Below are 26,488 nucleotides of genomic sequence, written 5' to 3'. Positions count from 1 at the left end.
TATGAGTTATGAGTTACCAAATAGCCTAGTTAGAAGTTAAGAAATAAATATAAAAAAAGGAGTAAAAAAATGAAAAAACTGTTTTTAATTATAGGTGCGCCTGGAAGCGGAAAAACAACGGATGCAGAACTTATCGCAAAAAGAAATCCAGATACAATTGTGCATTATTCAACAGGTGATTTATTAAGGGCAGAAGTTGCAAGCGGAAGCGAACTTGGAAAAAAAATTAAAAGCTATATTGATAACGGAAATTTAGTACCTCTTGAAATAGTAATCAACACAATCAAAAGCGCTATTGAAAAAGCGGATAAAGACATAATTTTAATAGACGGTTTTCCAAGAAGCGTGGAGCAAATGAAAGCACTTGATGAGATGCTAAAAAATTCTAAAGATATTGATTTAGTGGCTGTTATTGAAGTAGAAGTTAGTGAAGAAATTGCAAGAGACAGAGTTCTTGGAAGAGCTAGAGGTGCTGATGATAACGCAGAAGTTTTTAATAACAGAATGAAAGTGTTTCTTGAGCCTCTTAAAGATATAGAAGAATTTTATACAAAACAAAACAAACTTATTAAAATTAATGGCGAAAGAACAATTGAAGAAATTGTAGATGAAATGGAAAAAGTAATAAAAGAGAAAATTTAATGAATATTTTTCAGGTAATTATTGGAACTGAAATATTAAATGCAAGAAGAGAAGATAAACATTTTAAATTTTTAAGAGATGAACTATTAAAAAGGGGCTATGAACTTTGTGCCTCTTTTATTATTAAAGATGAACCTAATTTAATTGAAAATATTTTTAAACTTATAAAAAATACTCCTAATTCTTATCTTTTCTGTTACGGTGGAATAGGAGCCACTCCTGATGATTTTACAAGAGAAATTGCAGCTAAAGTTTTTGCTAATTCCCAAATGGAATATAACAAAGATTTTATAAAAAAAATTGATGAGAAATTTCCAAACGAAGATAATTCAAAAAAATATTTACTAGCCTATTGGCCAAAAGGTGCAAAACCTCTTTGGAATAATCCAATAAACGGATTTCCTGGATTTTATCTTGAAAACAGATATTTTTTTATGCCGGGATTTCCTGAAATGTCTCATCCTATGACTAGAGAAAGCTTAGATAAATTTTTTCCTTTAAAAAATAAAAAAGAAAGATATACTTTAATTGCACATGCAAAAGAATCTGAAATGCTTGATATTATGAATAAAGTCCCTAAAAATGTAGAATTTTCCACTTTACCAAAGCTGAATTATACCAATGAAATATCTTTTGCTGGAGATGGTGCAAAAGAACTATATGAATGGTTTAAAAATGAGCTAGCCAATAAAAATATAAAGTTTGAAGAATGCGGGGATTAAAAAATTTAAACGTTCTTTTTGTAGAAGACGACGAAATGGTAAGAGAAGCTTTTTCGTTACTTGTTAAGGATTTATTCAATAAATTTTTTATTGCGGAAGATGCAAAAAAAGCAATTGAAATTTTTAACAACAATAATTTAGATTTAATAATTACAGATATTAAAATGCCTGAAATTTCCGGTTTGGAACTTTCCGAATATATCAAAAAAAAAGATAAAAACATTATAATTCTTGTAATTACCGCTTTTTCAGATATGGATTATATGAAAAAAGCCATTGATATAGGAATTGACGGATATCTTACAAAACCTATTTTTAAAGATTCCCTGTTTAAGACATTAAAAAAATTTGCAAAAATTATCAATGAAAGAAAAGAGACAAAAGAATACTTGGAAATTTTAAAAAATTTAATAGAAGAGAAAAATTATCCAATCTGTATCTGTAAACATAATCAAAACATAATCTATAATAAAGCTTTTAAAAAAATTTTTGGTAAAATTAACAATTTAGAAGAATTTGAAGATAAATTTAATATAGAATTTGATTTCAAAAAAGAAAAAACAGAAAAAATAGACAATAAAAAATTTTTAATCAAAACCGTTCATTTTCCAAATGATTATTACAAAATTGAATTTAAGGAATTACATGTTTTATGATATATTAATATTAACAAGTGCAGTTATTGTATTGATGAGCTTTTATAATTTATATAAAGCAGCTAAAATTGAAAAAAATTTTGATAATTATCTTTTTATAATCACTTCACAAAAAAGTTATTATATAGGGGCTGTTATTTTTTCTTTAGCAATGCTTATTATTGCTACTTACCAGGCAGTGCCCTATGGAACAGATAAAAAAATATTTTCGATTATATTATTTTTTTTAGCTGTTTTTTTATTATCATTATCTCATTTGGTTTATTATTACAGAGCTAAAAAGAAATTAAGTGATTATAAAGATTTTTTTGAAAAATTTGAAATTGATTTAAACAACAATTGTGAAAAGCTTATGGTAAAACATATTTATTCAAAAGAAAAAGATTTAGAAAAAATAAAAGAAATTTTTAAATTAAATAAAAATTTATGCAAAGATAAAAAAATAAGGCGAAAGCCTTAAAATTTTACATCTATTACATGATGGTTTAACCCTATCTCTTCAGCGGAATATCCAAAAGCAAGAGCCAGCATTTCAGGCAAATGAAGAACAGGGATATTAAAATCCTTATTTTTCCTTTTTGCAATAGCCCTTTGTTTTACATCAAGGTTTAGATGACACAAAGGACACGGCGTAACAATCGCCTCAGCTCCGGCATTTGTAGCATCTTCCAAAATATTAGAAGTTAATTTTTCACTAACAGGGGTATTTTGTAAATCAACATGAAAACCGCAGCATTTAAGCTTTGTAGGATAATCTATACTCTCACCCATCAAAACTTTTATAAGATTCTCTATTGCATTTGGCTTATAAGGGTTTTCATTTAAATTATCCCCGTCATGTGTTTTTGAAGGTCTTATTATATGACATCCGTAAAACGGGGCAATTTTTAGATTAAGAGGTCTTTTTATATGTTTTGCAATTTCCTCATATCCTATATCTTCCAAAATAGCATATAAGAAATGCTGTATTTTCATATTGCCCACATATTTATAACCAAGTTCGCCCAGTTTCTGATTAACTTTTTCTTTTAATTTTTCATCAACATCCAGTTTTCTTTTGGTGTTTTCAAGCATCAGCTGGCAAGTATTGCAAAGTGTTACCATTTTAAGGCCTCTTTTTTCAGCAAGGCATATATTTCTTGCATTTATTACCAATGAGAGGAATTCGTCAAAATCCTGCAGATGTCCGGCCCCGCAGCAGCTGGCCTCATTTAAAACTTCTATTTCTATACCCAGTGTTTTTGCCACCAGTAAAGTAGATTTTAAAAGTTCGGGTGTTGATTCTTTAGCTGTACAACCGGTGTAAAGTGCATATTTCATATTAACCCTTTAATTCGTGTGTTTGTGATATTTCAACTAATTTTTTAATCTCTTCCACACCTTCAGATTTAGGCATATTCCATGGAAATTTTATTTTGCCTTTTTTAAGCATTTCCATAGCTTCAGGCAAATGTCTTGCCACATTAATACCCTCAGAATATAAAACAAGCATTCCTTCGTCTAAAATACCGTGTTTTTTTATAGAATGTACAAATCCTTCTGCATGTTTGGCAGCCACATTTTTCTTGGCGACACCTTCTTCAAAAATCTGATTGTGAAGATGGGTGATTTTAGTAAACGGATCCACTCCCTTAGGGCAAACCTCTATACAGGCTTGACATTTTACGCAATCCCACACTCCAATTCCCAGTTTATCAACAAATTCAAGCCTTTCTTTTTTTGCCTCATCTCTGCCATCAGCACTAAACCTGTATGTTTTGGCAAGAGCCTGAGGTCCGAGAAAATCTTTATTAGCGCTTATGCTCCCACATGCATAAAAGCAGCATCCGCAGGCAATACAGTAATCCGCATTTTCCAATGCTTCCACTTCTTCGGGTTTTACTAAATTTTCTTTTTCTGGATGTTCGTCTATATTTGCTATAAGATACGGTTTTACTTTTTTATTTTTATCCCAGAAATCTTTTTTATCTATTACCAAGTCTTTTATAATTTTTTCCCTATTTTTGCTTAACGGCTCAACTATAAGCACTTCGCCAAAATCTTCAATTGCTTCTTTTAACGGCGTTTTACATGCCAAAACATTTTTACCGTTTAATTTAACTGCGCAGCTTCCGCATATTCCATGCCTGCAGCTTCTTCTGTAACTGAGGCTTCCGTCAAATTTCCATTTTATTTCATTAAGCGCATCCAATAAAACCGCATCTTCTCTTAATTCGAGTTTATATTTATCAAAATGAGGTTTATCATCCTTTTTGGGATTAAACCTGTAAACTTTTAAAGTAATTTCCATTATCAACCCTTTAATATTTTCTCTCTTGAGGTTCGAATTTTGTTATTTTTACAGGGGCATATTCAATTTTTATGTCATCGTTTTCCAGATATCCGAATGTATGCTTTAAGAAATTTTCATCGTCCCTTTTAGGATAATCTTCCCTGAAATGCGCCCCCCTACTCTCTTTTCTTTCAACTGCGCCGGCAGTAATAAACAGTGCATAATCAAGCATATGGCCAAGTTCTATTGCTTCTTGCAAGTCAGTATTATAAGCTTTTGATTTATCATCGAGTTTTATATTTTTATATCTATTGCGAAGTTCTTTTATTTTTTCTTTTGCCGCAAGCAGATTTTTTTCCTCCCTGAAAACACCTACTTTTGTGCTCATAAGCTCCTGCAGCTCTTCCCTTATTTTGGATGTTCTCTCATCTCCGTTGTTATTCAAAAGAAAATCAACTTCACTTAAAGCATTTTCTACGTCGCTTGTTTTTGCTTCTTTAAAATCAATATCTTTTAAATCTTCAGCAATCTGGCCGCCTACCCATCTTCCAAAAAAGAGTGCCTCAAGCAGTGAATTAGCCCCAAGCCTGTTGGCACCGTGAACACTGACACAGGCGCATTCACCAGCCGCATAAAGCCCTTCGCTTAATTCTTCTGTTGATTTTCTGACATGTCCGTTTATATCAACAGGTATTCCTCCCATTGAATAATGGGCGGTTGCAGAAATTAAAATAGGCTCTTTTACCATATCCCTGCCTAAAAATGTCAAAGCCAAATCCCTTAGTTCCGGAAGTCTTTCTTGTATTTTCTTTTCTCCTAAATGCGTTAGATCAAGATATACGGCAAAATGGTCTTCTTTTGCACCTCTTCCTTCGATTATTTCTTTCATAATAGCCCTGCTTACAACATCTCTAGGAGCCAGTTCCATTTTTTCAGGTGCATATTTTTCCATAAACCTCTCACCAAGTCCGTTTATTAATTTTCCGCCCTCGCCTCTTGCGGCTTCACTCATTAATATTCCGCTTCCGGCAAGTCCCGTAGGGTGAAACTGCACAAATTCCATATCTTCAAGAGGAAGACCTTTTCTTGCAAATATAGAAAGACCGTCCCCTGTATTTGCATGTGCGTTTGAATTTATTTTAAAAGCCCTTGCATATCCTCCTGTTGCAAACATAACGGCCTTTGCATTAAAAATGGCAAAACTTAAATCCCTTATATTAAAAGCCGCAACTCCGTAAGCTTTGCCATTTTCATATAAAATATCACTTACATACCATTCATCAAGCATTAACACATTTTCTCTGACACACTGTTCGTAAATGGTCTGAAGGAGCGTAAGTCCGGTTCTGTCTTTTGCAAAACATGCTCTCGGTTTACTCTGACCCCCAAAAGGTCTTTGTGCAATTCTGCCATCTTCCCTTCTACTGAAAACCGCTCCCATTCTTTCAATCCATCTGATTGTCTCAGGCGCCTTTGAACACATAAGCTCAACCGCATCCTGGTCTGCCAAATAATCACTTCCTTTAACAGTGTCGAACATATGAAATTCAACTTTGTCATCATCAGCCAAAGCTGCATTTATTCCACCCTGAGCGGCACCTGAGTGTGAACGCAGAGGATGAAGTTTTGTAAGAACCGTTACATTTTTACCGGCCCTGCTCAGCTCTCTTGCCGCAGCAAGTCCGGCCAGTCCAGCCCCGACTATAACCACATCGCTTTTATAAATTGGAATCATTTTAATCCTTTAATCCTAAATATTCTAAAATGCCAACTGCCGCTTCTCTTCCGTCTCTTGCAGCTGTTACAACCAAATCGGCACCTCTAATTGCATCTCCTCCGGCAAAAACTTTTTCATTAGTGGTCTGATATTTTTTATTTACAACAGGACATCCCCATTTGTCAGTCTCAATACTGGCATGCTCATACCAAGGGAATTTAACGGTATCAAACCCTAACGCCAATATAATTATATCACAAGGAATTTCAAAATCACTCTCTTCTATAACTCTAACCCTTTTTCTTCCGCTCTCATCCGGCTCTCCCAGTTCAGTCTGCTGACACACAATTCCTTTTACATTATTATTTTCATCAACCATTACAGCTTTTGGTGCTGTGTAAAATTTAAATTTTACACCTTCTTCTTTTGCATTTACAACTTCTTTTTTGCTTCCAGGCATATTGGATTCATCTCTTCTATATACACAGTAAACTTCCTTGGCCCCTGCCCTTACACTGGTTCTTACTGCATCCATGGCACTGTCACCACCGCCTATAACAACAATTCTTTTATCTTTTAAAACACAATCGTCAAAATCCTGAAAAACTCTTTTTTGAGCGTTTGTTAAAATATCCATTACATGATAAACACCGTTAGCATTTTCATTTTCCATTCTCGCCCCCCTGCCGCTTGGAGCACCGACACCTATAAACACTGCATCAAAATTTTCAACAATCTTTTCAAAATCTTTTTCTTCTAAAACAGGTGAATTCAAATGAATTTTAAGCCCGGCTTCCTGCATCCATTTAAATCTTCTGAAAACAACTTCCTTATCAAGTTTGAAATTCGGAATACCGTATGTTAAAAGTCCACCCGGTCTGTCGGATTTTTCAAAAATTTCCACATTTGCCCCGCCTCTTAAAAGAAAAGTGGCGCAGCTCATCCCGGCAGGTCCGCTGCCTATAACCGCAACCCTTTTTTTTCTTCTTTTATCTTCCCCGTAATACGGTTTATATCCTTTTTTAAATCCTTCTTCGCTGATAAAAACTTCAATAGCACCTATTGCAACGCTTCCATGTTCTGTTTTGGATAATACGCAATTTCCCTGACACAAACTGTCATGCGGGCACACTCTTCCCATAATTTCAGGAAAAGGGGATTTTTCGTTACTAAGCTCAAATGCTTTTTTCAAATTTCCGCGTCTTACTTCTCTTATCCACTCTGGAATATAATTATTAAGAGGGCATCCTGTTCTGCAAAAATTAAATTCGCTCTCAAGCCCCCTTAAAACATCTATAGGACAGGTAAGACATCTTTTAGCCTGCTGTGCGGCTTCTTCTTCATTAAACTCAATATAAACCGGTTCAAAATCTTTTACCCTTTTATTGGCTTCTCTTTTTCTTTGAATTTTTTTAGGAACCGCTTTAAAATCTTTTTTCATTATCACTCCTTTAACTCAATATATTCTATATGCATTTCTTCACCGCTTATTATTTTCGTTTTTTCACTTCCGCATACAGGACAGTGAAAATCAAAACCTTTTATTTCACTCTCACTTCCACATTCAAAACACTTTATTTTAATACCTACTTCTATTATTTCCATTTCGGCATTTTTACAAACGGTGTTTTCTTTGAAAAAATCAAAACTCTCTTTTAAAAAATAGGGTTCTATCCCGCTCATTTTCCCTATTTTTACCACTATTTTTTCAACTTCTCTGTTTTTTGCATGTTTTTCAACAAGTTTCATCATAGATTGAACAATTGATAGTTCATGCATCCTGATTTAATCTTTCAAATGCGTTTTGTTGTTTTCTTTTTTTATATTCATCATAGTCTATAAGCTCAATCGCATCAGTAGGGCAGATGTTTACACATGCCTGTTTCCCTTCCTCTCCGCCGCACAAATCACATTTAATCGCAACAAGTCCGCTGACGTTTGTAGAATTGCTTTTTGCCATATTTATAGCACCGAAAGGGCACACCATCGCACAGCTTCGACATCCTATACAGTCGTCTTCGTAAATTTTTACATAATTGTTTTCATATCTTATAATGTCTATAGGGCATGCCTCAACACACGGCGCATCTTCACACTGCATACACTGCATCGGGGCAGTTATTCCGTTCATTTTAATAACAGTGTTTCTGTGTATCAATTCAACTTCCCCGTTTAACGCCATATCATAAGCTTCTTCAAAGGGAACACCCATATGTTTAGCCGCACATGCAAGCTCACAGTTCAAACATCCTATACATTTTTTAGGATCAGCAAAAATAAACTCATTAGCCATTATTAATTCTCCTTTTTATTTTATCTTTCTGTACATGAAATACAAGGGTCGATACTGTTGAAAATTACAGCAACATCACTTAATTTATTGCCCGGAATCATCACCCTGAGAGCTTCCCAGTTCATATATGTAGGCACCCTCCATCTCATCCTTTCGGGTTTTTGCCTTCCATCGGCTTTAAGATAATATATAAGTTCTCCCCTCGGGGCTTCGGTTCTTGTTACTGCTTCGCCGGCAGGAATATGAGGTCTTTTATCAAGTACAACAGGACCTTCTGGTAATTTAGTAACAGCTTCTCTTACAAGCCTTATTGATTCTTTTATTTCCCTCCATCTGACTTTTGTCCTTGCATGCACATCTCCGCTCTCTTCCAACATAACATTTACCTTCAATTCGTCATAAGCGGCATACGGGGCTTTTGCCCTAATGTCATTATTAACACCGCTTCCCCTGGCAGTCGGTCCTGTAACACCTAAACGCAAAGCATCCTCTTTTGGTAAAACACCGACTCCCACAGTCCTTGCTTTTACAATTTTATGATTAAAATAAATATCCATTAATTCATCCACCTGAGGTTCAAGTTCATCAAGTCTTCTTAAAATATATTCAATCTGGCCTTCATCGAGGTCATATTTAACACCTCCAAGTGTATTTGCGCTCATATCCATTCTGTTACCCCAGATTGATTCTTTGATATCCTGCATAATTTCCCTGGCTTCCATTGTCTGTGTCATTAAAGAATGAAAACCGACCAAATGGGCAAGCATACTTAAATTGAACATATGCGATGCTATTCTTTTTACTTCATCCGCCACAACCCTTAAATAATTCGCCCTTTTACTGACTTCAATACCGGCAATTTTTTCCACCGCCATTACATAAGTAAAAGGATGATTGTTAGAACAAAGTGAACAGACCCTTTCTGTAAGAATTAAATTTTGAAAAAAATTTTTCTGCATTGCAAGATATTCTATACCCCTGTGGACAAAACCGTTTATCATATCTACATCTTTAACCGTTTCACCTTCTAAATCTATTTTAAAATAAATAGGCTCTTCCAGTCCTATGTGAAAAGGGCCTATAGGTATTTTAGTGCTCATGCTTTTCCCTTTCACTTTCTATTTTTTCCCACATACAACAAGTCGCCGCCCCGTTCATTGCCTGAGACAAAGGCATATATTCCCCGAGTATCCCCTCAGCTATACTTTCATCAAGAAACAGTCTTTTTGGATTTGGATGACCTACAAGATTTATTCCAAACATTTCTTTAAATTCCCTTTCCGTCCAGTTTGCACTGTTTAGAATAGGGGTTATTGAATCAACTGTATCATCAAATAATTCCACTTCCACATTAATAAGCATTCCGTCAATATCCAGATGATACACAAGTACGTGATGGTCGTCTTTTTTATATGCGCTTATAATTACACATCTTCCGCCGAAATCCTTAATAACCTGTGCAACATGCAAAATATCCTTTCTGTTGAAAAGTTTAAGCCAGATTTGTATATTTCCTTTTGCATCTGTTTCTTCTCTTAAAGAATATTCACCCGTAATTCTCTCTTTTAATTCGGTAATTACTTTTTGTTTCAATGTTTCTTTCATTTATAAAGCCTTTCAAACGCCTCTTTTCTTCTGCATTCAGGGCATAGTTTTGTTATTTTTTTTATTGTGTCTTCTACATCGGGGTACGCTCTTTTTAATAATTCTTCGCTTGCAGGCACAAACATTCTGCCGCAGCTTTCACATTTAATTTCACTAATCACGGCCACAGTGGTAAAAAGGTATTTTTCTTCTTCAGTATTTGCCGTATGAAAATCATTTGTAAGTTTTATAGCCCCTGTCGGACAGAAAAACTCACAGTTTCCGCAAAAACAGCAGGTGTTATACCAGGTGGTATGAACATATGCATTTTCATTTTTTGTTATATGTATGGCACCTGATGGACACACTTCCTCACAAGTCCCGCAGGCGGTACAGGCTTTGACATCCACTTTTAATTTACCTCTTAACTTATCCGGTATAAATGTATCTCCGAAAGGATACGGGTCTGTTACAGGGCCTTTTAACAAATTCCTTATTGCAATTTTTAAAAATCCGCTCATTTTTGATTCCTTATTCTTTCTTTCCAAATTTCAAGTGCTTTTGCAACACCGTCAATAATAGCCTGAGGTCTTGGGGGACATCCCGGCACATTTACATCAACTTTTACATATTTATCAAGCGGTCCCTCTATGGAATAAGAATCCCTGAAAATCCCGCAGCTTGTAGGACACGTTCCAACAGCAACCACCACAAAAGGATTTGGCAACTCATCCAGCACCTCAATTAAATAAGGTTTACTTCTTGCAGTTATAGGGCCGGTAACAAGCAGTATATCCGCATGTTTTGGGCTACCAGTATATCTGCATCCAAGTCTTTCCACATCATATCTTGGAATCATAGCCGTTGTGGCAAGTTCAACATCACATCCGTTGCAGCTTCCTGTATTTATCCTGAATAAAAAAGGACTTCTTGTAATAATACTCATATTAATCCTTTTACAGACAAAATTACCAATATTAATGTAATAAGTGCCAGTGTAGTCGGCACGGTAAGTAAAAATTTAAATCCCTGATCAATCCTGAAACTAGGCAAAGTTGCATGCAAAACAGAAAAAAACATAACAAACACAACTGTTTTTAAAACAAACCAGATTAAATTTATAACGATATCGTCGGTTATGGCGACAGGAAAGAAAAATATTTGAAAAACTATGCTGAGCAACACTATTTTCATTGCATCAGTCATTTCGTAAATAGCCAGAGGAATTGAACTGTGTTCTATCAGAAATCCGTCCATTACATCGGCGTCATTATGATGGGCAATCTGAAACGGAGGCAGCTCGAGGGTCGCCAATACAAAAATTATAAAAGCAATCACTGCTGGCCAGAATTTCCAGTCAAACAAAAAACTTCCGTGAAGCTGCTGATATTCCATTATTTTTTTAAGTGAAAAAACAACATCCCCTCCCCCTACATAAATGGCAATACTGAAAGAAATTATTACAAAAACCATTTCATACACAAGCATCAATTTAAGTTCTCTGTTTACCGCTATGGCGGCATAAGGAGAACTTGATGCACCGCCTCCTAATATATGAGCAATGGCCGGAAGCGCCATTACATATATAAGCACAATTAAATCACTGTTTACATTTGTTCCTTCATATACACCCGGAATTGGTACAAAATAAAGCATTGCAAATATTCCGGCAAACCCTATTAAAGGGGCATAAATAAAAACAGCCTCTTTTGAATCTTTTGGAACCAAAATTTCTTTATTAAAAAGTTTGATAACATCAATAAAATTTTGATAAACAGGAGGTCCTATTCTTCCCTGAAGCCTTGCAACCACAATTCGCTCGAGTGAAAGCATAAAAACTCCTAAACAAAGGGCAAACAAACCTCCCGGAAAAATTAAAAAATGAATAATATTAGCGCTCAACATAGCCTCCTTTCAATCCGAATATTTTTTTAACGATATAAATAATCGCATTTATAAGTTCAGTGACACTTTCATAAAAGTTTTTGGCATTGATATGAAGTTCCCTGTCGCTTAAATCCCTCACACCTGATAGAAATATATGTGTTTTTCTGATTTTTTTATTATAAGTAAACATTAAATAAGCTATTATAACGGCTAATAATATATAAATGGAAAGTGTCAATAAATTAAGTACATCTCCGCCCATACAGACAGAACTTAGCGTGATGCATACAGGTTTGTATCCAAAATTTTGGATAATTAAATTTATAGGTTTTAATGCAATATAGGGGAATATTCCCAAAACAATATTCAAAACGGCCAGAATTATCATAGAAAGGCTCATATACCAGTCCACTTCTTTTATATTTTCGAATTTTTTATCTACTTTTCCAAAATATGCGCTGTGCATAAATTTTACAAACACCAATAAAATCATCACACTTCCTAAAATTGTCAAAACAGCCAAAAAGTCATATCCTTTTGACATTAAGGCGTGATATATTATCCATTTTGATACAAAACCGCTGAACATAGGCACACCTGCCGTCGAAAACACAGCAATCACAAACACTGCAAAAGTAATAGGCATTTTTCTTGCAATTCCTCCGAGGTCATTTAACGAATCTATTCCGGTCTTATAAAAAATAGCCCCAGCACTTAAAAACAGCAAATCTTTAAAAAACATATGGTTTATTAAATGCAAAAGCCCTCCGGCAAGTCCCTGGGAGGTCAATAAAGAAACACCGGCAAAAATATAACCTATCTCACCTACTGTTAAGAAAATTAAAAGTCTTTTCATTGAATTGGTAAGCAGTCCGAAGCTTGCCCCCATAATAATGGTAATCACACCCACAACAGCTGCAAAATGTCCTATATCTTCTATTACAAATAATTTAGAAGCGCTTATACCGGCTGCAGCCAAATAGATAACCATTACAAACATAAACGGACCTGTTTTTAACATAACAGAAGAAATATATCCGCTTATAGGAGTCGGGGCAGGTTTTGGGTGCATTTGATAATCTATTCTGAAAGGAAGTTGTGCAGCTTTTGCCAAAAAGCCTATAGTTAATAAAACTAAGGCAAAAATAACTTCATTTGTTAAAGGAATATGTTTTATTATATCAATAACATTTCCATACTGCATTGTAACACTTAAACCTATCATTATTATACCAGCACCAGTAAAATTATAAAGCAGATATTTTGTGGCTTCCTGAATCGAAAATGAATCTGCCTCATGAACAAGGGCTATATATAAGGCCCATCCGCCCATTATTTCCCAGTAAAAAAACATTGAATAAATATTTTTGCTGAGAGCCACACCTAAAATCCCGACTATCATTATCATAAAATTGGCAAAAAATCTGTAAGGCTTATGGGAATGATCCATATACCTCGTAGCAAAAAGAAAATTCATTACAGCCATAAACAAAACAAGATCTGCAAAAAAGCTGCCAAAACTGAATTTATCTGCAAACACAGTTAAAAGTGCCAAAAATGAAAAAGAAGCGGCGGTAATTCCTGCTGTTTTACTTGTTTTTCCAAACAGATAAACAACTATCGCACCAATTATCATAATCAAAACACTTATTGGAAACTCTAATGTGAAATGTGGCAAATTAACATTTATTTTTAATGTAGAATTTATGGCCGCTACTATAAAATCAATAACGCTTTGAGGAAAAATTCCAAGCAGCAATGAAACAAAAGCCAAAATATATACAGCTGCTACTTTTATTCCCTTAACATCTGAAAATTCTCTTTGCGGATTCATTAAAAATATATATCTAAACACCCTGAGCATTGCAATAAACCCTATGAGCCCCCCGATTACAAGTGAAAATGCAACAATATAATTACTTTGTTTCATAGCGGCATATATCATTAAAAATTTTGAATTAAAATTTCCAAACGGAGGAAAAGCACTTAAGGCAAAAACACCAACTCCTAAAGGAAAAGCCAAAAGGGGCAGTTTTTTTCCTATCCCTTTTAAATCTTCAAGATTTCTGCTTCCGGCACTCAAAATCAATAATCCCGCACTTAAAAACAATAAATCTTTAACAACTGCGTGATTTATTACATGATAAATTGCACCGCTCAAAGCAGCACTGCTCATAAGCCCCAAAACAGTAACTATTTCCCCTATTTGACCAATAGTAGAATAAGCAAAAAGTCTTTTTATATCTTTTTCATAAAGTGTTTTAATTTCTCCGTAAAAAAGAGTTATCAAACCTATTGTTATCAATAAATAAGAAAAAATTTTGTTTTGAAATCCTATAACATAAACCAAAACAATAATTCCGAAAATCCCGGCTTTTGTTAAAATACCTGAAAGAGGGGCTGAAATACTGCTTGGTGCTGCCGGATGGGCAACAGGAAGCCATTGATGAATCGGTACAATACCCGCTTTTACCCCAAATCCTATAAGCATTAATATAGCAACCGTTAATGAAACACTTTTTATTTCAATAAAATTTTCTATTCCCAAAGAATAATAATGCGAAAACGCTAACTGCAAGAAATATGCCCCCGCAATACACATAACAAAATAAAGTTTTGCAGCTTTTATTGATTCGTCACTTCTTGAGTGCATAATTAATAAATATGAAGTTATTGTCATACTCTCCCAAAAAAGATAAAAACTCTCAAAACTGCTGCTTAAAGGTATTTCTATCAAAGCAAGCGTTAAAAGTCCTAAAAAAGTATAATAAAAAGATTTATATTTTTTTATGTAATCTATTGAATAAATAAAAACCATTGCCATTATAAAAGCAAACACCAATGCAAAAATACCATTTATTCCGTGATAATTAAATCCGAATGATATATGGTAAGCATTGATATTACTGAATTTTCCCGGCAGTATTAAATAAATCTGCGGAAGTAAAAACACCAAAATTCCGGCAATCGTAAAAATTGAAATAAGCAATTTATTAGTTACGTTTTTTAAACTTTCGCCTTTTTTAAATACAATTGTTTCAAAAATAGAAATTAAATAAACAGCCTGAACAATATTGATTGCCACAATCAAATATCCGAGTTCAAACATTCCTGAAGCTGTGATAGAATTTAAAATTAACTGTTTTGATGTAATTAATGAAATTCCGAGACTTCCAAATATTGAAAAACCGAAAATTACACCCCATTTATTAAATCCCACACCTGCCAAATCGCTCAGTTTAAACGAATTTTTATACCTGAAAAATTCAAACAGCATTAAAAAAGCCAAAATCCTGAATACAAACTGATATTCAAGATGCAAAATCACAGCGCTTAACGCACTGCTGCCAAGAAGAGCAACACCTAAATACAAAATTTCAGCACCGCTTGCAATAATAAACGAATTTTTTACATTTTCCCTGTTTATCAAAGCAAAAACCTTGAGTGAGAAAATTATAAGTAAAAATAAAAAAATTACGCCTTCCACTCCTGCTCCTTTAATGATTAATTATTCATAATTTAAACATAAATTTAATTTTTATTAAATATTTTGAGAATTATAAGAAAAATTAATGAATGAGTGTTTATTTTCTACACACAAAAGGAGTAAAAGAGTGGATTAGTCCTTTTTAGGAATTTCCTCTATTATTTCTACATCAATTATATCATCATCATTTTTATAGGTTTTATGATAAAAATCATTTCGAGGAAAAAGTTTTTTTGCAAATATTCTTGCAAACGGCTCAAACAGAAACAAAATACCTACAATATCACTGAAAAATCCGGGTATTACAAGTAAAACAGCCCCGATTAATTTAAAAAGCCCGATAGATAAAAATTCTTCCTGAGTAATTTTCCTTTTCATTAATTTATGCATATTGGTGCTTAGTGACAAATCAAGAGTTTGTAGTATATAAACACCGGCTCCGGCGGTTAACAGAATTTCCAAGAAAAATCCTAATGGAGTAAAAACCCTCATAAATTCATAAGAAAAAAGGATTTCTAAAAAAAGATACATTAAAAAATATATGAGTCCCATATCAGCCCTTGTTTATAATTTCCATAATTTTTTCGAATACTTCATTTGCATTTACTTCAAATTTTTTACCTGTTTTTCTATCCCTTATCTCTACTTTACCGTCTTTAAGTTTCTTACCGACAATTACCCCGACAGGAAAACCTACAAGCTCAAAATCCGCTATTTTTGGACCAAATCTCTCAGCCCTGTCATCAAGTATTGTTTTAATTCCGGCATTTGTCAAATTTTCATAAAGACTCTCCGCAAACTCAAATTGGTCTGTTTTCTTAACATCCCCTACAAGAATATCAACAACAAAAGGAGCTATCTCTTTTGGCCAGATGATTCCTTTATCATCGTGGTTTTGCTCTATTGCAGCAGCTATAAGTCTGCTGACCCCAATTCCATAGCATCCCATAACAAAAGGTTTGGCTTTTCCGTTTTCATCAAGAAATGTTGCGTTCATTTTTTCGCTATAAGCAGTACCCAGTTTAAAAATATGCCCTACTTCTATACCTTTTGTAATTTTAAGAGGTGCACCGCATTTTGGACACAAATCTCCAACTTTAACTTTTGCTATGTCTCTGTAAATAGTCAAATTTCCAAGCAGATTTGCATCAAGAAGCCCCGCGCCTTTTATGTGATAATCTTTTTTATTTGCACCGCATACCAATTCTTCTGCCCCTCTTAAATCATCATCAATTACATATTTTATATTACCTGGAAGTCCAAAAGGACCTATAAAACCTGGAACCAATCCAGCACTCTCTATTTCTTCTTCGCTTGCATCAACTAAATCAATCGCTCCAATCGCATTTTTTGCTTTTGTCTCTTCAAGTTCGTCACTTCCTCTTAGGAAAAACACCACTATTTCTTCATTAGTTTCAAAGACTGCTTTTTTAACAACCGCTTTTATAATAAAATCTTTATCTATTCCACTAAATTCACTTACCTCATCTATTGTTTTAATATCTGGGGTATGGATTTCTTCAATTTCCTCAGTTTTTATCGGATTCTCTTTTTTAATATGTTTTCTTTTGGCAACTTCAATATTTGCTGCATAATTACACTCACTGCAAACCACAATATCATCTTCGCCTGTATTTGCAAGAACCATAAATTCACGGCTTCCGGTACCTCCAATTGCACCGCTGTCTGCCTCAACCACCCTGAAATCAAGTCCCAATCTTGTGAAAATTTTTTCATAAGTTTCCTGCATTAAATTAAATTCCCTATCCAAATCATCCCTGCTTGAATGAAATGAATAAGCATCCTTCATTATAAATTCCCTTCCTCTTAAAAGCCCAAATCTAGGTCTTGCCTCATCTCTGAATTTTAAATTTATCTGATACAAATTAACAGGAAGCTGTTTATAACTTTTTATGAAGCTCCTTACCAAATCAACAACACTCTCTTCATTTGTAGGTGAGAGAACAAATTTTTGACCTTTCCTATCTTCAATTCTTAGCAGTTCATCGCCGTATTTTTTAGCCCTTCCTGTCTCTTCCCACAGTTCATAAGGTGTTACAAAACTCAGTATTACCTCCTGAGCCCCGGCTTTGTCCATCTCTTCTTTTATAATAGCTCTTATATTATCAAGTACCATTTTTCCAATAGGGGTAAAATCATAAATCCCTGCTGCAACCTGCTTGATATATCCGCCTCTTATTAAATAAATATGACTTGGGGTTAGCGCATCTTTTGGCGTTTCTTTAAGTGTATATAAAAAGAATCTACTCCATCTCATTATATCTCCTTAACATATTCATTTTTTTTGCTTTTTGGAATTGTTTTGCTCTCGGGTAATTTCAATACTTCAAATTTTTTTATTCCGCTTAAATAGTGAATTTCTATTTTGTCCCCTATTTTCACATCTTTACTTGATTTTGCTTTTTTACCGTTAACAAAAACAACTCCCTCTTTGCACATTTCATCTGCCGTGCTTCGTCTTTTTACAATATTGACGGAATTCAAAAATTTATCAATTCTCAAACTATCCCTTTTTTAGTCAAATTATACTATAATTGCAATAAAAAAGGATATTTATGAAAGTTGTTTTGGCATATTCAGGAGGACTTGATACAAGCGTAATTTTAAAATGGCTGCAAGATAAATATAATGCTGAGGTTGTAACATTCACAGCCGATATAGGACAAGGTGAAGAAGTGGAAATTGCCAGAGAAAAAGCAATTAAACTAGGGGTAAAACCGGAAAATATTTTTATTGAAGACTTAAGGGAAGAATTTGTAAGAGATTATGTATTTCCTATGTTCAGAGCTAATTCAATTTATGAAGGGGAATATCTGCTTGGAACTTCAATTGCAAGACCTCTTATTGCAAAAAGACAGATTGAAATAGCAAATCAGGTAGGAGCTGAAGCGGTTGCCCACGGTGCAACAGGAAAAGGAAACGATCAGGTAAGATTTGAGCTTGGATATTATGCCCTAAAACCTGATATCAAAGTTATTGCCCCTTGGAGAGAATGGGATTTAAACAGTAGGGAAAAATTACTGGCATATGCTAAAACCCACGGTATTCCAATTGAGAGGCACGGAAAAAAATCTCCTTATTCAATGGATGCAAATATGCTTCATATTTCATACGAAGGCGGAATTTTGGAAGACCCTTGGGCTGAACCTGAAGAAGATATGTGGAGATGGACAAACTCTCCTGAAAATGCTCCTGAAAAGGCTGAATATATTGAAATTGATTTTGAAAAAGGTGACGCTGTCGCAATAAATAGTAAACAAATGACACCGGCAAAAATTCTTGAAACATTAAACGAATTTGGTAAAAAACACGGAATTGGAAGAATTGATATAGTGGAAAACAGATTTGTGGGAATGAAAAGCAGAGGCTGTTATGAAACTCCGGGAGGAACAATCCTGCTTAAAGCACACAGAGCTATTGAATCTATTACACTTGACAAGGGTGAGGCTCATTTAAAAGATGAAATAATGCCAAAATACGCAGAACTTATTTATAACGGTTTTTGGTTTGCTCCTGAGAGAAAAGCTCTTCAAAAACTAATTGATGAAACCCAAAGAAATGCAACCGGAACCGTAAGACTAAAACTATATAAAGGAAATGTATACGTAGTCGGCAGAAAATCACCATATTCACTGTTTAGCCCTGAATTTGCAACATTTGAAGAAGACAGCGTATATAATCAAAAAGATGCTGCAGGATTTATTAAATTAAATGCTTTAAGATTTATTATCGAAGGTTATATAAGAAATAAAAAATAATTTAACTCCTTTTTAGGAGTGCTTTTACATCTTCTAAAGAGTATCCGTTTAAAATATAAACCCCTGTTAAACTGATTATTCCCCCTATTATCACAAATATATCAATTTTCTCTTTTAAAAATATCCATGATAAAATCACAGCACTAAACGGAACCAGAAATATATATGCACTAGCTCTCTTACCACCAATTACACTGCTTGCATAAAAATAAGCCGCAGTTGCAAATGTTGTTCCAAATACAGATAAAGAAAGCAGGTTAACCCATCCTTTTAAATCAATATCAAGTCTTGGTATTTTTAATTTTAAAAAAGTTAAATATATAAAAACAGTAGAAAATAAAAACATTAAAAAACTAAACACCAATGAATTTTCTTTTTTTATTTTTGAACTGACTATAGTGAGTATTACCCACGTAACTGTTGCCAATAAAAAGTATACTATCCCTTTATCATTTAAATTGAATCTCCAGATTTTTATTATTAAAAACGAACCAAAAACTCCTAAAATTAAAGCTAATAATTCACTTTTTTTTAAAGCTTTTTTAGCAATCATGGCGAGTGCAAAAAATGTTAAAACTGGATTTAAAGTGGTTACTAAAACTCCGCCTAATGAAGCATTTCCAAAATGGTCCCCTAAAAAGAAAAAATAATTATATAAACAAAGCACTATTGAACAAATAAATGAATAAAAAATTTCTCTTTTGTCTATTTTAAAAGATATTTTCATGTAAATAATCACAAAAAAAAGCCCAAATGCTGCAATAAAAAATCTCCAAAAAATTAATTCATATGCATTAAAATAATCCATTAAAATTTTAGCACTGACCCAGTTACTGCCCCATGCAAACATTGCCAAATACAACATTAAAGATAGATTTTTCATTAATATCCGTTTTTTGAAGAAAGTATAATATATTTTGAGTTAATTTAGAAGAAAAAGAAGGAATTAACCTTCGGTGTGAGCTTTATGAGCTTCAACTAAATATTTAACATCATCTGCCAATACATAAACATTTTTATATCCAAGAACGTCTAAAAGCCCTTTTACCCTGTTTGCAAAAAATGCTTTCCTGCAAACCACCAAAACAGGTTGGGTTTTATCTTCAGGCAATTCATCTATATAGTCTGTAAATTCAGTATATGGTGTGTAATAAGACGAAGGAATTCCAGCCTCTTCTGCATTTTCACCCTCTACTAAATTAGGTAAAGTCACATCAAGTACAACTGCACCGGCATCTTTAATAAGATCTCTTGCTTTTTCTATATCTACATTTCCTAAACCTGGTTTTTCTTTATTAAGTTCAATAGCTTCTTTAAATCTTTCTACCGCTTCTTGTTCAAATGGTGTTAATTTTGCCATTTTACCCTCCTTTTTTAATATATTTTATTTATTATAACTAAAAAATCTTGAATTTGTCAAGTTATTTAAATTGAGACAAAATATTAATAACTTCTTCATCACTCAATTGATGAAAATCTTCATACCATCTGCCGACACTCATAAAAAGTTCCGGTTTTTCAAGAATTATTAATTTGTGCGAAACACTTTTTAACATATTTTCCACTTCTTCATCTCTTGGAGCCACAGGGGCGGCAATAATTACACTTTTAGGATAATCTCTGACTATACTTTGTGCAGCCAGATACATACTGGCCCCCGTGGCCACTCCGTCATCCACCAATATTACATCTTTTCCTTCAAGAAGTTTCGGCTCGATTTTATATTTTTCTCTTAATTTGGCAATTTCCTGGATTTTTTCCATTGCAATTTGCTGAATATAACTATCGCTTATACCAAGTTTTTCAGCCACATCTTTATTTATAAAAACCAATCCGTTTTCACTGACACTTCCAATAGCAAATTCCGCATTTCCTGGGGCCGGTATTTTTTTTACAAATAAAATATCAAAAGGGGCGTTTATCTCCTTTGCAATTTCTGCCGCCACAGGGATTCCTCCTCTTGGAAGCGCTACCACTACCGGATCTGTTATTAAACCTTCTTCTTTTAATTTTTTAATTTCTTTTGCCAGAAGTTTTCCTGCTTCAACTCTATTTTTAAACATTAAAACCCTTTTTATTATAATTATATCAAACATTTCGGCACTGACTAAATGGTAATAATATACAAAAATAACTACAAAGATAAAAATATGACAGCTGAGAGCTTCATTTTGCTAACGCACCGCTCAAATTTTGCTAAAAATTGCAAACAGCTACGCAGCCCTAACGGGTTAAATGCAATTTTTTAAACGCAAAATTTTCGCTAAATTCCGCTACGCTGTCATATTTTTACTTTTCCGTTATTTAGTCAGTGCCAACATTTCTTTAATTTTATGTTATAATAAATTTTAATAATAATTATTAATTAATATTAATATTAAGGAGAAAAAATGAAAGACTTTATTTTAAAAATAACCCAGAGCAAATGGAATTATTATTTAAGCCTGGCAACAGACTGTTTAACTGGTATAGTTTTTTTAATATTGGCAATATATTATTCAGACGATGTATGGGGCAGTGTTGCTTTATTTGTTGTAGGGGTTATATTTTTTACATTTTTGGAATACGCCGTTCATGCCTGGCTGTTTCACGGGAAAAAATCGATAGAAGTATTTGTTGAAGGACATGCACATCATCATCAAAACCCATTCAGTTATGATGCCATGCCGTTTTTTATGAGTGCGGTTATTGCCTCTATTTTTGCATGGCTGTTTCACTTTTTTATGCCTTTAGGAGATGCTTTAGCAATAGTTGGGGGACTTGCTCTTGGATATTTTAATTACGGAATAATGCATCATATAATGCACAGACGCGAATTTGCAAGCAAATACTGGAGATATATGCAGGAATTTCATTTTGTCCATCATAAAAAGCCTAAAATGAATCATGGCGTTACAACTGATTTTTGGGACAGGGTTTTTGGGACGTATTATCAATGGAGTCAAGACGATTTAAAAGGGATTGAAAAATTAAAAAGAATTAAGAAAAAAAATTAATGCTTTTTAGTGATTTTTTTAAAAAAATTACTAATAAAATATCTTTAATAAGAGATTTTCTATTAGCTTCCATTATTACAGGGCTTATAAGCGGATTTTTTATTGTTTTTTATTATTATATAATGGAATATATTTCAAAAATCTTTTTCGGTTCAAATCCTATTTTTACTATTTCCACATGGCCAAAATGGTATATTTATCTAATAACTATTTTATCAATTTTAATTGTAAATTTCATAATCTATAAAGATAAAAATGTTAAAGAATACGGAGTTGAACAAATAGCGCAAATAGTAACCGAAAAAAAAGAGATGATTACCATAAAAACGCTTTTATTAAAAATAATTGCTTCAGCATTATCGATAGGAAGCGGATTTGCCATGGGAACAGAAGGCCCTTCTGCGGAAATCGGTGCAATGATAGGATATAAAATTCATTCACTTTTTAAATTTCCGGAAACACTGCTTAAACCAATGATAAGTATAGGTGCAAGCAGCGGAATCGCAGCTATATTCGTATCACCTATAACAGGTATTGCTTTCGCCATTGAAAGCATTGCTTATAATTTTATAAAAAGTTATATCACCTTTATTATAGTAGGCAGCCTGAGTGCTTTCAGCATTGCTTTAATATTTTTACAGCCTTTTACTTTCATATATTCAGCGGGTAGAATGATTAATTTTAAATATGTATATGTTACCGCATTATTTATACCTTATATGACTTTATTAATTTATTTTTATCTGTTTATCCAAGATAAAATACTCTATTTTATGCATTTAAAGCTTTTCAATATTTTTAGGAAATATAAAGATTTAATTTTTGCTATTATCGGAGGAAGCGTAATTGCAACTATTTTAATAATTTCCCCTTATGCAGGATTTACCGGTCATAAAATAGTTTCACTTCTAATAAATAATGAAAATTTAAATATCTTATTTATTTTAGAAATCTTATTATTAAGAATAATAGCAACTACTTTTTCCATCTATTCAAACGCTATTGGAGGAATGTTTGTCCCGCTAATGAGTATAGGTGCTCTCAGCGGTTATCTGTTCGGTCTAATTTTACAGTATTTACATGTAGGAATAGGACTTGAGCCGTTTTATTTTGCGGCAATAGGCTCTGCCGTTTTTATGGGGGTAATTATGAAATTACCGCTAACTTCAATAGTATTATCTCTTGAAATAACAAATGATTACAATGTGGTTATAGCAACGGGATTTAGTGTTGCCATTATTTCATATCTTACAAAATTAAATTTTAATCTTAAAAAATTCAATACTATAAATATAGATTTTAATACATTAACGCACAAATAACTCATTATATAATTTAATTAGTTCTTTTTTATAATCTTTTTTACCGTTTTCCACTAAATCCATAATATTTCCAAGATCTTTTGTATAATTTTCACTAACAAATTTATATAAAGGATGTTTTTTTATTAAATCCAAAACCCTAAATCCAACTTCGTGGCAAACAAAAATCCTTTTTTTTCCGTTATATATTTTCTTGTAAGCAGTTTTTCTATTGTAACGGCATATGTAGACGGTCTCCCTATTCCTTTATTCTTCATTTCATCAATAATTTCCGCATATGTATAAGGAGAAAATTTGCTTTTTTTCACAATATTTTTTTGAATATTGTATTTTCCCTCTTTTAATTCATAAATTTTAACCGGATAAACCAGATTAAACCCGTCTTCCAAAATTCCTGTAATAATTTCTATTTCTTTATCCAAAATTTTAAAAGTATCTTTTTTAATATGGCTTCTTTCATCTGGGAAGCAATAAATTTTCTAAAAATCAAATCATATAATCTTAAATGGTTATAAGAAAGATTTATATTTTTAAACATTAAAAAACCTTTAATCTCTTCCATATCCATAGGAGTGGTAGCCCTTATGGCTTCATGAGCCCCTGCACTTTCAAAACTTCTTAATTTAACAAAATTTTCTCCAAAATTCTCTTTTATATATTCTTTCGCTATTGATTTACCTATATTAGAAATTCTAAAACTATCCGTCCTGTGATATGTAATAAATCCGTTTTCAAAAAGATCCTGAGCCAGTTTCATTGTATATTGAGGCAAAAAATGAAGTTTAGAAGACGCTTCTTTTAAAAGAGTGGAAGTATTGAAAGGTTTTTCAAAAAGACTCTCTTTTTCGCTTTTAATCAGCTTAATTTCTAATTCGTCAGGAATATTTTCAAAAATTCCTCTGCTTTTTTTTCTTCTTCAAATTCCCATTCAACTGTCAAATCACTCGGTTTCACCATAACAACATTTGTTTTTTCTTTTAATTTTTGCGTCCTTTCACAAATCCAATTAAGTACCGGGGTTTGAACTCTTCCGGCAGATAAATGAACATTATGTAAATAATCTTGAAAACACAAAGAGAGATTAAAACCAATCCATCTGTCAGTAATTCTTCTTACAAACTGGGCGGCTACTAAATTTTTATCATAATATCTTAAATTATTCACAGCCTCAACAAATGCATATTTTGTAATTTCGTGAAATTCGGCCCTTTTTATATTTAAATTATACGGTTTGTTGTTTAATATTACATCAAATGCAATTTTTTCTCCTTCCCTGTCCGAGTCTGTAGCAATTATCACTTCATTGACTTCAAAAGAAGTTAAATTTAAAGCTTTTAATATATTATAAAACCTTAAAAACAGGTATATATTTCTCAATCACCCCCCATTTTCCTTTTTCTTTTTCCAAATCAAAGTCGTGTCCTATACTTGCAGTAATTATCAAAATCCTCTCTTCTAGCAAAATTTCATAAACACTTACACCATCTACGATTCTTCGGCTTGTTAAACTGTCCCCAAATGTCAAGACCAAACAATGTAAAATTTTTAAATCATTGATTATAATCAATGATTTAATTTAACAAATATTTTACAATGGGATTACAAAAATAAAACAAGGAGTCAAAATGTTCGGATTATTCGGAGGAAAAAAAGAAGAAACTAAAAAACAAGCTTGCGATTTACCATTTTTATGTTGGCAATGTGAAATGAGTGCACCTGGAGGATGCGGGAGCCATGGAGAAAGCAAAGGGGTATGTGGTAAAACTGCTACAAAATCAAGACTACAAGACCTGATGATTTACGGTCTAAAAGGTCTTAGCGCATACAGAGAACACGCTAATGAATTGGTTCAGGAAGTTGGAGATGAAGACGCCAAAAAAACATTAAAAGAAATTGATGATGTAAACAGTGAAACATTATATTTTACACTTACAAATGTTAACTTTAATTTTGATGAGCACATAGCACAGCTTATGAAAGTTGGAAATGCCGGTGTTAAAGTTATGAACTTATTAAGTGATATGCACACAAAGGCACTTGGAATTCCAACACCTGTGGAAGTTACACAAAATAAAGCAGAAGGAAAAGGTATCTTAGTTTCAGGCCATAATCTTGATATGCTTGAAAAACTGTTAAAAAGAATTGAAGAAAGAGGACTCAGTGATAAAATAAATGTTTATACCCATTCAGAAATGCTTCCAGCTCACGGTTATCCTCATCTTAAAAAATTCAAAAACCTAAAAGGAAATATCGGAAAAGCATGGTATGACCAAACTGATGTATTTTCTAAATGGCAAGGAACTTGTGTTGTAAATACAAACTGTATCGTTCCGCCTGAAAAATCACCAAAAGTTAAAAATTATATTGACAGACTTTATACATATAAAATTACAGGTATAGAAGGTGCTAAAAAAATAGAAAATGACAATTTTGACCCATTGATTGACCAGACTTTAAGTCTTCCTGATATTTCAGGATTCGAAAGCGACGAAAAAATTGTAACAGGTCATCATTATAAAACTGTTCTTGAAGGTTACGGGGCAAAAGTTCTTGACGCAATAAAAGAAGGAAAATTAAAAAGGGTATGGGTTATTGCCGGATGTGACGCACCTGGAAGAAAAAGAAACTATTTCAGAGAATTGGCTCTTGCCGTTCCAAAAGACCATATTATTATCACATCAAGCTGTGGTAAATTCAGATTCAACGATATAGATTTCGGAACTGTCCCTGGAACTGATATTCCAAGATATATTGACCTTGGACAATGTAATGATTCTAACGGTGCGGTTCATATTGCCTTAACAGTAGCAAATGCCCTTGGAATTGAGGATGTAAATGAGTTACCTGTTTCAATTGCTCTAATGTGGATGGAACAAAAAGCGATTATTATTTTACTTGCACTTTTAAGTCTTGGAGTAAAAGATATTTATATCGGACCAAACGCTCCTCAATTTGCAAATGAAGATATAGTAAACTTCTTAGTTCAAAACTTCAATCTTGGAGTTATTTCAGGAGACATACACAAAGACTTCGGAAAAGAATTAGCTTCTTAATTCTTTTTTTACGAGACCGTTCATAATTCCGTGTCTGCTGGGGAAATTATATCATAACTTTAAAGCATCATCTAATCT

The 26,488-nt window shown here is 33.2% G+C and carries 30 protein-coding genes; 8 read left to right on the top strand and 22 right to left on the bottom strand.

Annotated features, from left to right (window positions below; genetic code table 11):
* Nucleotides 1-69 precede the first annotated feature (69 nt).
* Genes DZ67_RS0109350 through DZ67_RS0109335 form a run of 4 tightly spaced genes read left to right on the top strand, consistent with a single transcriptional unit; the run spans nucleotide 70 to nucleotide 2,480 of the window.
* Nucleotides 70-642, top strand: coding sequence for an adenylate kinase (locus tag DZ67_RS0109350; RefSeq protein ID WP_024791078.1), 573 nt, complete (start codon nucleotides 70-72; stop codon nucleotides 640-642).
* Nucleotides 642-1,364: a competence/damage-inducible protein A gene (locus DZ67_RS0109345; protein WP_024791077.1), complete on the top strand. Its 723-nt coding sequence runs from the start codon at nucleotides 642-644 to the stop codon at nucleotides 1,362-1,364. The genes DZ67_RS0109350 and DZ67_RS0109345 overlap by 1 nt, the downstream gene beginning before the upstream one ends.
* Nucleotides 1,352-2,020, top strand: coding sequence for a response regulator (locus tag DZ67_RS10350; protein ID WP_024791076.1), 669 nt, complete (start codon nucleotides 1,352-1,354; stop codon nucleotides 2,018-2,020). Before DZ67_RS0109345 ends, DZ67_RS10350 begins: the two co-directional genes overlap by 13 nt.
* Entirely contained in the window at nucleotides 2,010-2,480 is a 471-nt protein-coding gene (locus DZ67_RS0109335) for a hypothetical protein (RefSeq protein WP_024791075.1), read from the top strand. The genes DZ67_RS10350 and DZ67_RS0109335 overlap by 11 nt, the downstream gene beginning before the upstream one ends.
* Here DZ67_RS0109335 and DZ67_RS0109330 read toward each other — a convergent pair.
* The 15 genes from DZ67_RS0109330 to DZ67_RS0109260 all read right to left on the bottom strand — a co-directional run bounded on the left by DZ67_RS0109330 (nucleotide 2,477) and on the right by DZ67_RS0109260 (nucleotide 17,783).
* A complete protein-coding gene (locus DZ67_RS0109330; protein WP_024791074.1) occupies nucleotides 2,477-3,340 on the bottom strand; it encodes a CoB--CoM heterodisulfide reductase iron-sulfur subunit B family protein in 864 nt (287 codons plus the stop codon). The two genes, DZ67_RS0109335 and DZ67_RS0109330, sit on opposite strands and share 4 nt — an antisense overlap.
* A gap of 1 nt (nucleotide 3,341) precedes the next feature.
* Nucleotides 3,342-4,310 carry a succinate dehydrogenase/fumarate reductase iron-sulfur subunit gene (locus tag DZ67_RS0109325; RefSeq protein WP_024791073.1) on the bottom strand — a complete coding sequence of 323 codons (969 nt, stop codon included), beginning with the start codon at nucleotides 4,308-4,310 and terminating at the stop codon, nucleotides 3,342-3,344.
* 10 nt (nucleotides 4,311-4,320) lie between these two features.
* Nucleotides 4,321-6,027: a succinate dehydrogenase flavoprotein subunit gene (gene sdhA / locus DZ67_RS0109320; protein ID WP_024791072.1), complete on the bottom strand. Its 1,707-nt coding sequence runs from the start codon at nucleotides 6,025-6,027 to the stop codon at nucleotides 4,321-4,323.
* A gap of 1 nt (nucleotide 6,028) precedes the next feature.
* On the bottom strand, nucleotides 6,029-7,450 hold the full coding sequence (locus DZ67_RS0109315) for a glutamate synthase subunit beta (RefSeq protein ID WP_024791071.1): 1,422 nt from the start codon (nucleotides 7,448-7,450) through the stop codon (nucleotides 6,029-6,031).
* Between the two features lie 2 nt (nucleotides 7,451-7,452).
* Nucleotides 7,453-7,788 carry a hydrogenase maturation nickel metallochaperone HypA/HybF gene (locus tag DZ67_RS0109310; RefSeq protein ID WP_024791070.1) on the bottom strand — a complete coding sequence of 112 codons (336 nt, stop codon included), beginning with the start codon at nucleotides 7,786-7,788 and terminating at the stop codon, nucleotides 7,453-7,455.
* Complete coding sequence (locus DZ67_RS0109305; RefSeq protein ID WP_024791069.1) at nucleotides 7,781-8,302, bottom strand: 4Fe-4S dicluster domain-containing protein; 522 nt, start codon at nucleotides 8,300-8,302, stop codon at nucleotides 7,781-7,783. The genes DZ67_RS0109310 and DZ67_RS0109305 overlap by 8 nt, the downstream gene beginning before the upstream one ends.
* A gap of 20 nt (nucleotides 8,303-8,322) precedes the next feature.
* Entirely contained in the window at nucleotides 8,323-9,402 is a 1,080-nt protein-coding gene (locus DZ67_RS0109300; RefSeq protein WP_024791068.1) for a hydrogenase large subunit, read from the bottom strand.
* The gene (locus tag DZ67_RS0109295; protein WP_024791067.1) at nucleotides 9,392-9,907 is read right to left on the bottom strand and encodes an NADH-quinone oxidoreductase subunit C; all 516 of its coding nucleotides are present in this window, start codon (nucleotides 9,905-9,907) and stop codon (nucleotides 9,392-9,394) included. Before DZ67_RS0109295 ends, DZ67_RS0109300 begins: the two co-directional genes overlap by 11 nt.
* Nucleotides 9,904-10,407: a 4Fe-4S dicluster domain-containing protein gene (locus tag DZ67_RS0109290; RefSeq protein ID WP_024791066.1), complete on the bottom strand. Its 504-nt coding sequence runs from the start codon at nucleotides 10,405-10,407 to the stop codon at nucleotides 9,904-9,906. Before DZ67_RS0109290 ends, DZ67_RS0109295 begins: the two co-directional genes overlap by 4 nt.
* Entirely contained in the window at nucleotides 10,404-10,832 is a 429-nt protein-coding gene (locus DZ67_RS0109285) for an NADH-quinone oxidoreductase subunit B family protein (RefSeq protein ID WP_024790417.1), read from the bottom strand. The genes DZ67_RS0109290 and DZ67_RS0109285 overlap by 4 nt, the downstream gene beginning before the upstream one ends.
* Nucleotides 10,829-11,791, bottom strand: a complete 963-nt coding sequence (locus tag DZ67_RS0109280) for a respiratory chain complex I subunit 1 family protein (protein ID WP_024791065.1) — start codon at nucleotides 11,789-11,791, stop codon at nucleotides 10,829-10,831. The genes DZ67_RS0109285 and DZ67_RS0109280 overlap by 4 nt, the downstream gene beginning before the upstream one ends.
* A complete protein-coding gene (locus tag DZ67_RS0109275; RefSeq protein WP_024791064.1) occupies nucleotides 11,778-15,260 on the bottom strand; it encodes a complex I subunit 5 family protein in 3,483 nt (1,160 codons plus the stop codon). Before DZ67_RS0109275 ends, DZ67_RS0109280 begins: the two co-directional genes overlap by 14 nt.
* Before the next feature lie 132 nt (nucleotides 15,261-15,392).
* On the bottom strand, nucleotides 15,393-15,812 hold the full coding sequence (locus DZ67_RS0109270) for an FxsA family protein (RefSeq protein WP_024791063.1): 420 nt from the start codon (nucleotides 15,810-15,812) through the stop codon (nucleotides 15,393-15,395).
* 1 nt (nucleotide 15,813) lies between these two features.
* Entirely contained in the window at nucleotides 15,814-17,538 is a 1,725-nt protein-coding gene (locus DZ67_RS0109265; RefSeq protein WP_024791062.1) for a proline--tRNA ligase, read from the bottom strand.
* Complete coding sequence (locus DZ67_RS0109260; protein WP_024791061.1) at nucleotides 17,538-17,783, bottom strand: RNA-binding S4 domain-containing protein; 246 nt, start codon at nucleotides 17,781-17,783, stop codon at nucleotides 17,538-17,540. Before DZ67_RS0109260 ends, DZ67_RS0109265 begins: the two co-directional genes overlap by 1 nt.
* Before the next feature lie 53 nt (nucleotides 17,784-17,836).
* On the opposite strand from DZ67_RS0109260, the gene DZ67_RS0109255 reads away from it, so the two are divergent.
* Entirely contained in the window at nucleotides 17,837-19,039 is a 1,203-nt protein-coding gene (locus DZ67_RS0109255) for an argininosuccinate synthase (RefSeq protein ID WP_024791060.1), read from the top strand.
* A gap of 1 nt (nucleotide 19,040) precedes the next feature.
* On the opposite strand, the gene DZ67_RS0109250 is transcribed toward DZ67_RS0109255, so the two are convergent.
* The 3 genes from DZ67_RS0109250 to DZ67_RS0109240 all read right to left on the bottom strand — a co-directional run bounded on the left by DZ67_RS0109250 (nucleotide 19,041) and on the right by DZ67_RS0109240 (nucleotide 21,102).
* Nucleotides 19,041-19,922, bottom strand: a complete 882-nt coding sequence (locus DZ67_RS0109250) for a DMT family transporter (protein ID WP_024791059.1) — start codon at nucleotides 19,920-19,922, stop codon at nucleotides 19,041-19,043.
* 63 nt (nucleotides 19,923-19,985) lie between these two features.
* Nucleotides 19,986-20,399, bottom strand: coding sequence for a rhodanese-like domain-containing protein (locus DZ67_RS0109245; protein WP_024791058.1), 414 nt, complete (start codon nucleotides 20,397-20,399; stop codon nucleotides 19,986-19,988).
* A 61-nt stretch (nucleotides 20,400-20,460) separates the two neighbouring features.
* Nucleotides 20,461-21,102: a phosphoribosyltransferase gene (locus DZ67_RS0109240; protein ID WP_024791057.1), complete on the bottom strand. Its 642-nt coding sequence runs from the start codon at nucleotides 21,100-21,102 to the stop codon at nucleotides 20,461-20,463.
* A gap of 327 nt (nucleotides 21,103-21,429) precedes the next feature.
* Here DZ67_RS0109240 and DZ67_RS0109235 point away from each other — a divergent pair, with 327 nt between their 5' ends.
* The gene (locus DZ67_RS0109235) at nucleotides 21,430-22,035 is read left to right on the top strand and encodes a sterol desaturase family protein (RefSeq protein WP_024788340.1); all 606 of its coding nucleotides are present in this window, start codon (nucleotides 21,430-21,432) and stop codon (nucleotides 22,033-22,035) included.
* Nucleotides 22,035-23,357 (top strand): chloride channel protein, encoded by a 1,323-nt coding sequence (locus DZ67_RS0109230; RefSeq protein ID WP_024788339.1) that lies wholly within the window; start codon nucleotides 22,035-22,037, stop codon nucleotides 23,355-23,357. The genes DZ67_RS0109235 and DZ67_RS0109230 overlap by 1 nt, the downstream gene beginning before the upstream one ends.
* 125 nt (nucleotides 23,358-23,482) lie before the next feature.
* Here the strand turns inward: DZ67_RS0109230 and DZ67_RS11125 are convergent, their stop codons facing one another.
* From DZ67_RS11125 to DZ67_RS10610, 4 genes are read right to left on the bottom strand one after another with little or no spacing between them, the layout of a single operon-like run.
* Complete coding sequence (locus tag DZ67_RS11125; protein ID WP_024788338.1) at nucleotides 23,483-23,779, bottom strand: DNA topoisomerase; 297 nt, start codon at nucleotides 23,777-23,779, stop codon at nucleotides 23,483-23,485.
* On the bottom strand, nucleotides 23,764-24,213 hold the full coding sequence (locus DZ67_RS11120) for a DNA topoisomerase (RefSeq protein WP_255327405.1): 450 nt from the start codon (nucleotides 24,211-24,213) through the stop codon (nucleotides 23,764-23,766). Before DZ67_RS11120 ends, DZ67_RS11125 begins: the two co-directional genes overlap by 16 nt.
* Nucleotides 24,214-24,224: 11 nt before the next feature.
* On the bottom strand, nucleotides 24,225-24,734 hold the full coding sequence (locus tag DZ67_RS11115) for a DNA topoisomerase (protein ID WP_024788336.1): 510 nt from the start codon (nucleotides 24,732-24,734) through the stop codon (nucleotides 24,225-24,227).
* On the bottom strand, nucleotides 24,700-24,924 hold the full coding sequence (locus tag DZ67_RS10610) for a hypothetical protein (RefSeq protein ID WP_156919599.1): 225 nt from the start codon (nucleotides 24,922-24,924) through the stop codon (nucleotides 24,700-24,702). Before DZ67_RS10610 ends, DZ67_RS11115 begins: the two co-directional genes overlap by 35 nt.
* A gap of 58 nt (nucleotides 24,925-24,982) precedes the next feature.
* Here DZ67_RS10610 and hcp point away from each other — a divergent pair, with 58 nt between their 5' ends.
* A complete protein-coding gene (gene hcp, locus DZ67_RS0109200) occupies nucleotides 24,983-26,410 on the top strand; it encodes a hydroxylamine reductase (protein WP_024788335.1) in 1,428 nt (475 codons plus the stop codon).
* Nucleotides 26,411-26,488: the final 78 nt, after the last annotated feature.

Origin of the sequence: Lebetimonas sp. JS138 (genome assembly GCF_000523335.1) — a bacterium.
Classification (GTDB): Bacteria; Campylobacterota; Campylobacteria; order Campylobacterales; family Nautiliaceae; genus Lebetimonas.
The sequence above is the reverse complement of the archived record's forward strand: the minus strand, read 5'-3'. Positions and strand labels throughout refer to the sequence as shown.

Coding starts and splice junctions, on each gene's coding strand:
- DZ67_RS0109295 (WP_024791067.1), bottom strand. CDS start 9,907: ATGAAAGAAACATTGAAACAAAAAGTAATTACCGAATTAAAAGAGAGA.
- DZ67_RS0109240 (WP_024791057.1), bottom strand. CDS start 21,102: ATGTTTAAAAATAGAGTTGAAGCAGGAAAACTTCTGGCAAAAGAAATT.
- DZ67_RS0109280 (WP_024791065.1), bottom strand. CDS start 11,791: ATGTTGAGCGCTAATATTATTCATTTTTTAATTTTTCCGGGAGGTTTG.
- hcp (WP_024788335.1), top strand. CDS start 24,983: ATGTTCGGATTATTCGGAGGAAAAAAAGAAGAAACTAAAAAACAAGCT.
- DZ67_RS0109335 (WP_024791075.1), top strand. CDS start 2,010: ATGTTTTATGATATATTAATATTAACAAGTGCAGTTATTGTATTGATG.
- DZ67_RS0109315 (WP_024791071.1), bottom strand. CDS start 7,450: ATGAAAAAAGATTTTAAAGCGGTTCCTAAAAAAATTCAAAGAAAAAGA.
- DZ67_RS0109300 (WP_024791068.1), bottom strand. CDS start 9,402: ATGAGCACTAAAATACCTATAGGCCCTTTTCACATAGGACTGGAAGAG.
- DZ67_RS0109350 (WP_024791078.1), top strand. CDS start 70: ATGAAAAAACTGTTTTTAATTATAGGTGCGCCTGGAAGCGGAAAAACA.
- DZ67_RS0109325 (WP_024791073.1), bottom strand. CDS start 4,310: ATGGAAATTACTTTAAAAGTTTACAGGTTTAATCCCAAAAAGGATGAT.
- DZ67_RS0109230 (WP_024788339.1), top strand. CDS start 22,035: ATGCTTTTTAGTGATTTTTTTAAAAAAATTACTAATAAAATATCTTTA.
- DZ67_RS0109310 (WP_024791070.1), bottom strand. CDS start 7,788: ATGCATGAACTATCAATTGTTCAATCTATGATGAAACTTGTTGAAAAA.
- DZ67_RS0109245 (WP_024791058.1), bottom strand. CDS start 20,399: ATGGCAAAATTAACACCATTTGAACAAGAAGCGGTAGAAAGATTTAAA.
- DZ67_RS0109270 (WP_024791063.1), bottom strand. CDS start 15,812: ATGGGACTCATATATTTTTTAATGTATCTTTTTTTAGAAATCCTTTTT.
- DZ67_RS0109255 (WP_024791060.1), top strand. CDS start 17,837: ATGAAAGTTGTTTTGGCATATTCAGGAGGACTTGATACAAGCGTAATT.
- DZ67_RS0109305 (WP_024791069.1), bottom strand. CDS start 8,302: ATGGCTAATGAGTTTATTTTTGCTGATCCTAAAAAATGTATAGGATGT.
- DZ67_RS0109290 (WP_024791066.1), bottom strand. CDS start 10,407: ATGAGCGGATTTTTAAAAATTGCAATAAGGAATTTGTTAAAAGGCCCT.
- DZ67_RS0109235 (WP_024788340.1), top strand. CDS start 21,430: ATGAAAGACTTTATTTTAAAAATAACCCAGAGCAAATGGAATTATTAT.
- DZ67_RS0109265 (WP_024791062.1), bottom strand. CDS start 17,538: ATGAGATGGAGTAGATTCTTTTTATATACACTTAAAGAAACGCCAAAA.
- DZ67_RS0109345 (WP_024791077.1), top strand. CDS start 642: ATGAATATTTTTCAGGTAATTATTGGAACTGAAATATTAAATGCAAGA.
- sdhA (WP_024791072.1), bottom strand. CDS start 6,027: ATGATTCCAATTTATAAAAGCGATGTGGTTATAGTCGGGGCTGGACTG.
- DZ67_RS10350 (WP_024791076.1), top strand. CDS start 1,352: ATGCGGGGATTAAAAAATTTAAACGTTCTTTTTGTAGAAGACGACGAA.
- DZ67_RS0109330 (WP_024791074.1), bottom strand. CDS start 3,340: ATGAAATATGCACTTTACACCGGTTGTACAGCTAAAGAATCAACACCC.
- DZ67_RS0109285 (WP_024790417.1), bottom strand. CDS start 10,832: ATGAGTATTATTACAAGAAGTCCTTTTTTATTCAGGATAAATACAGGA.
- DZ67_RS0109250 (WP_024791059.1), bottom strand. CDS start 19,922: ATGAAAAATCTATCTTTAATGTTGTATTTGGCAATGTTTGCATGGGGC.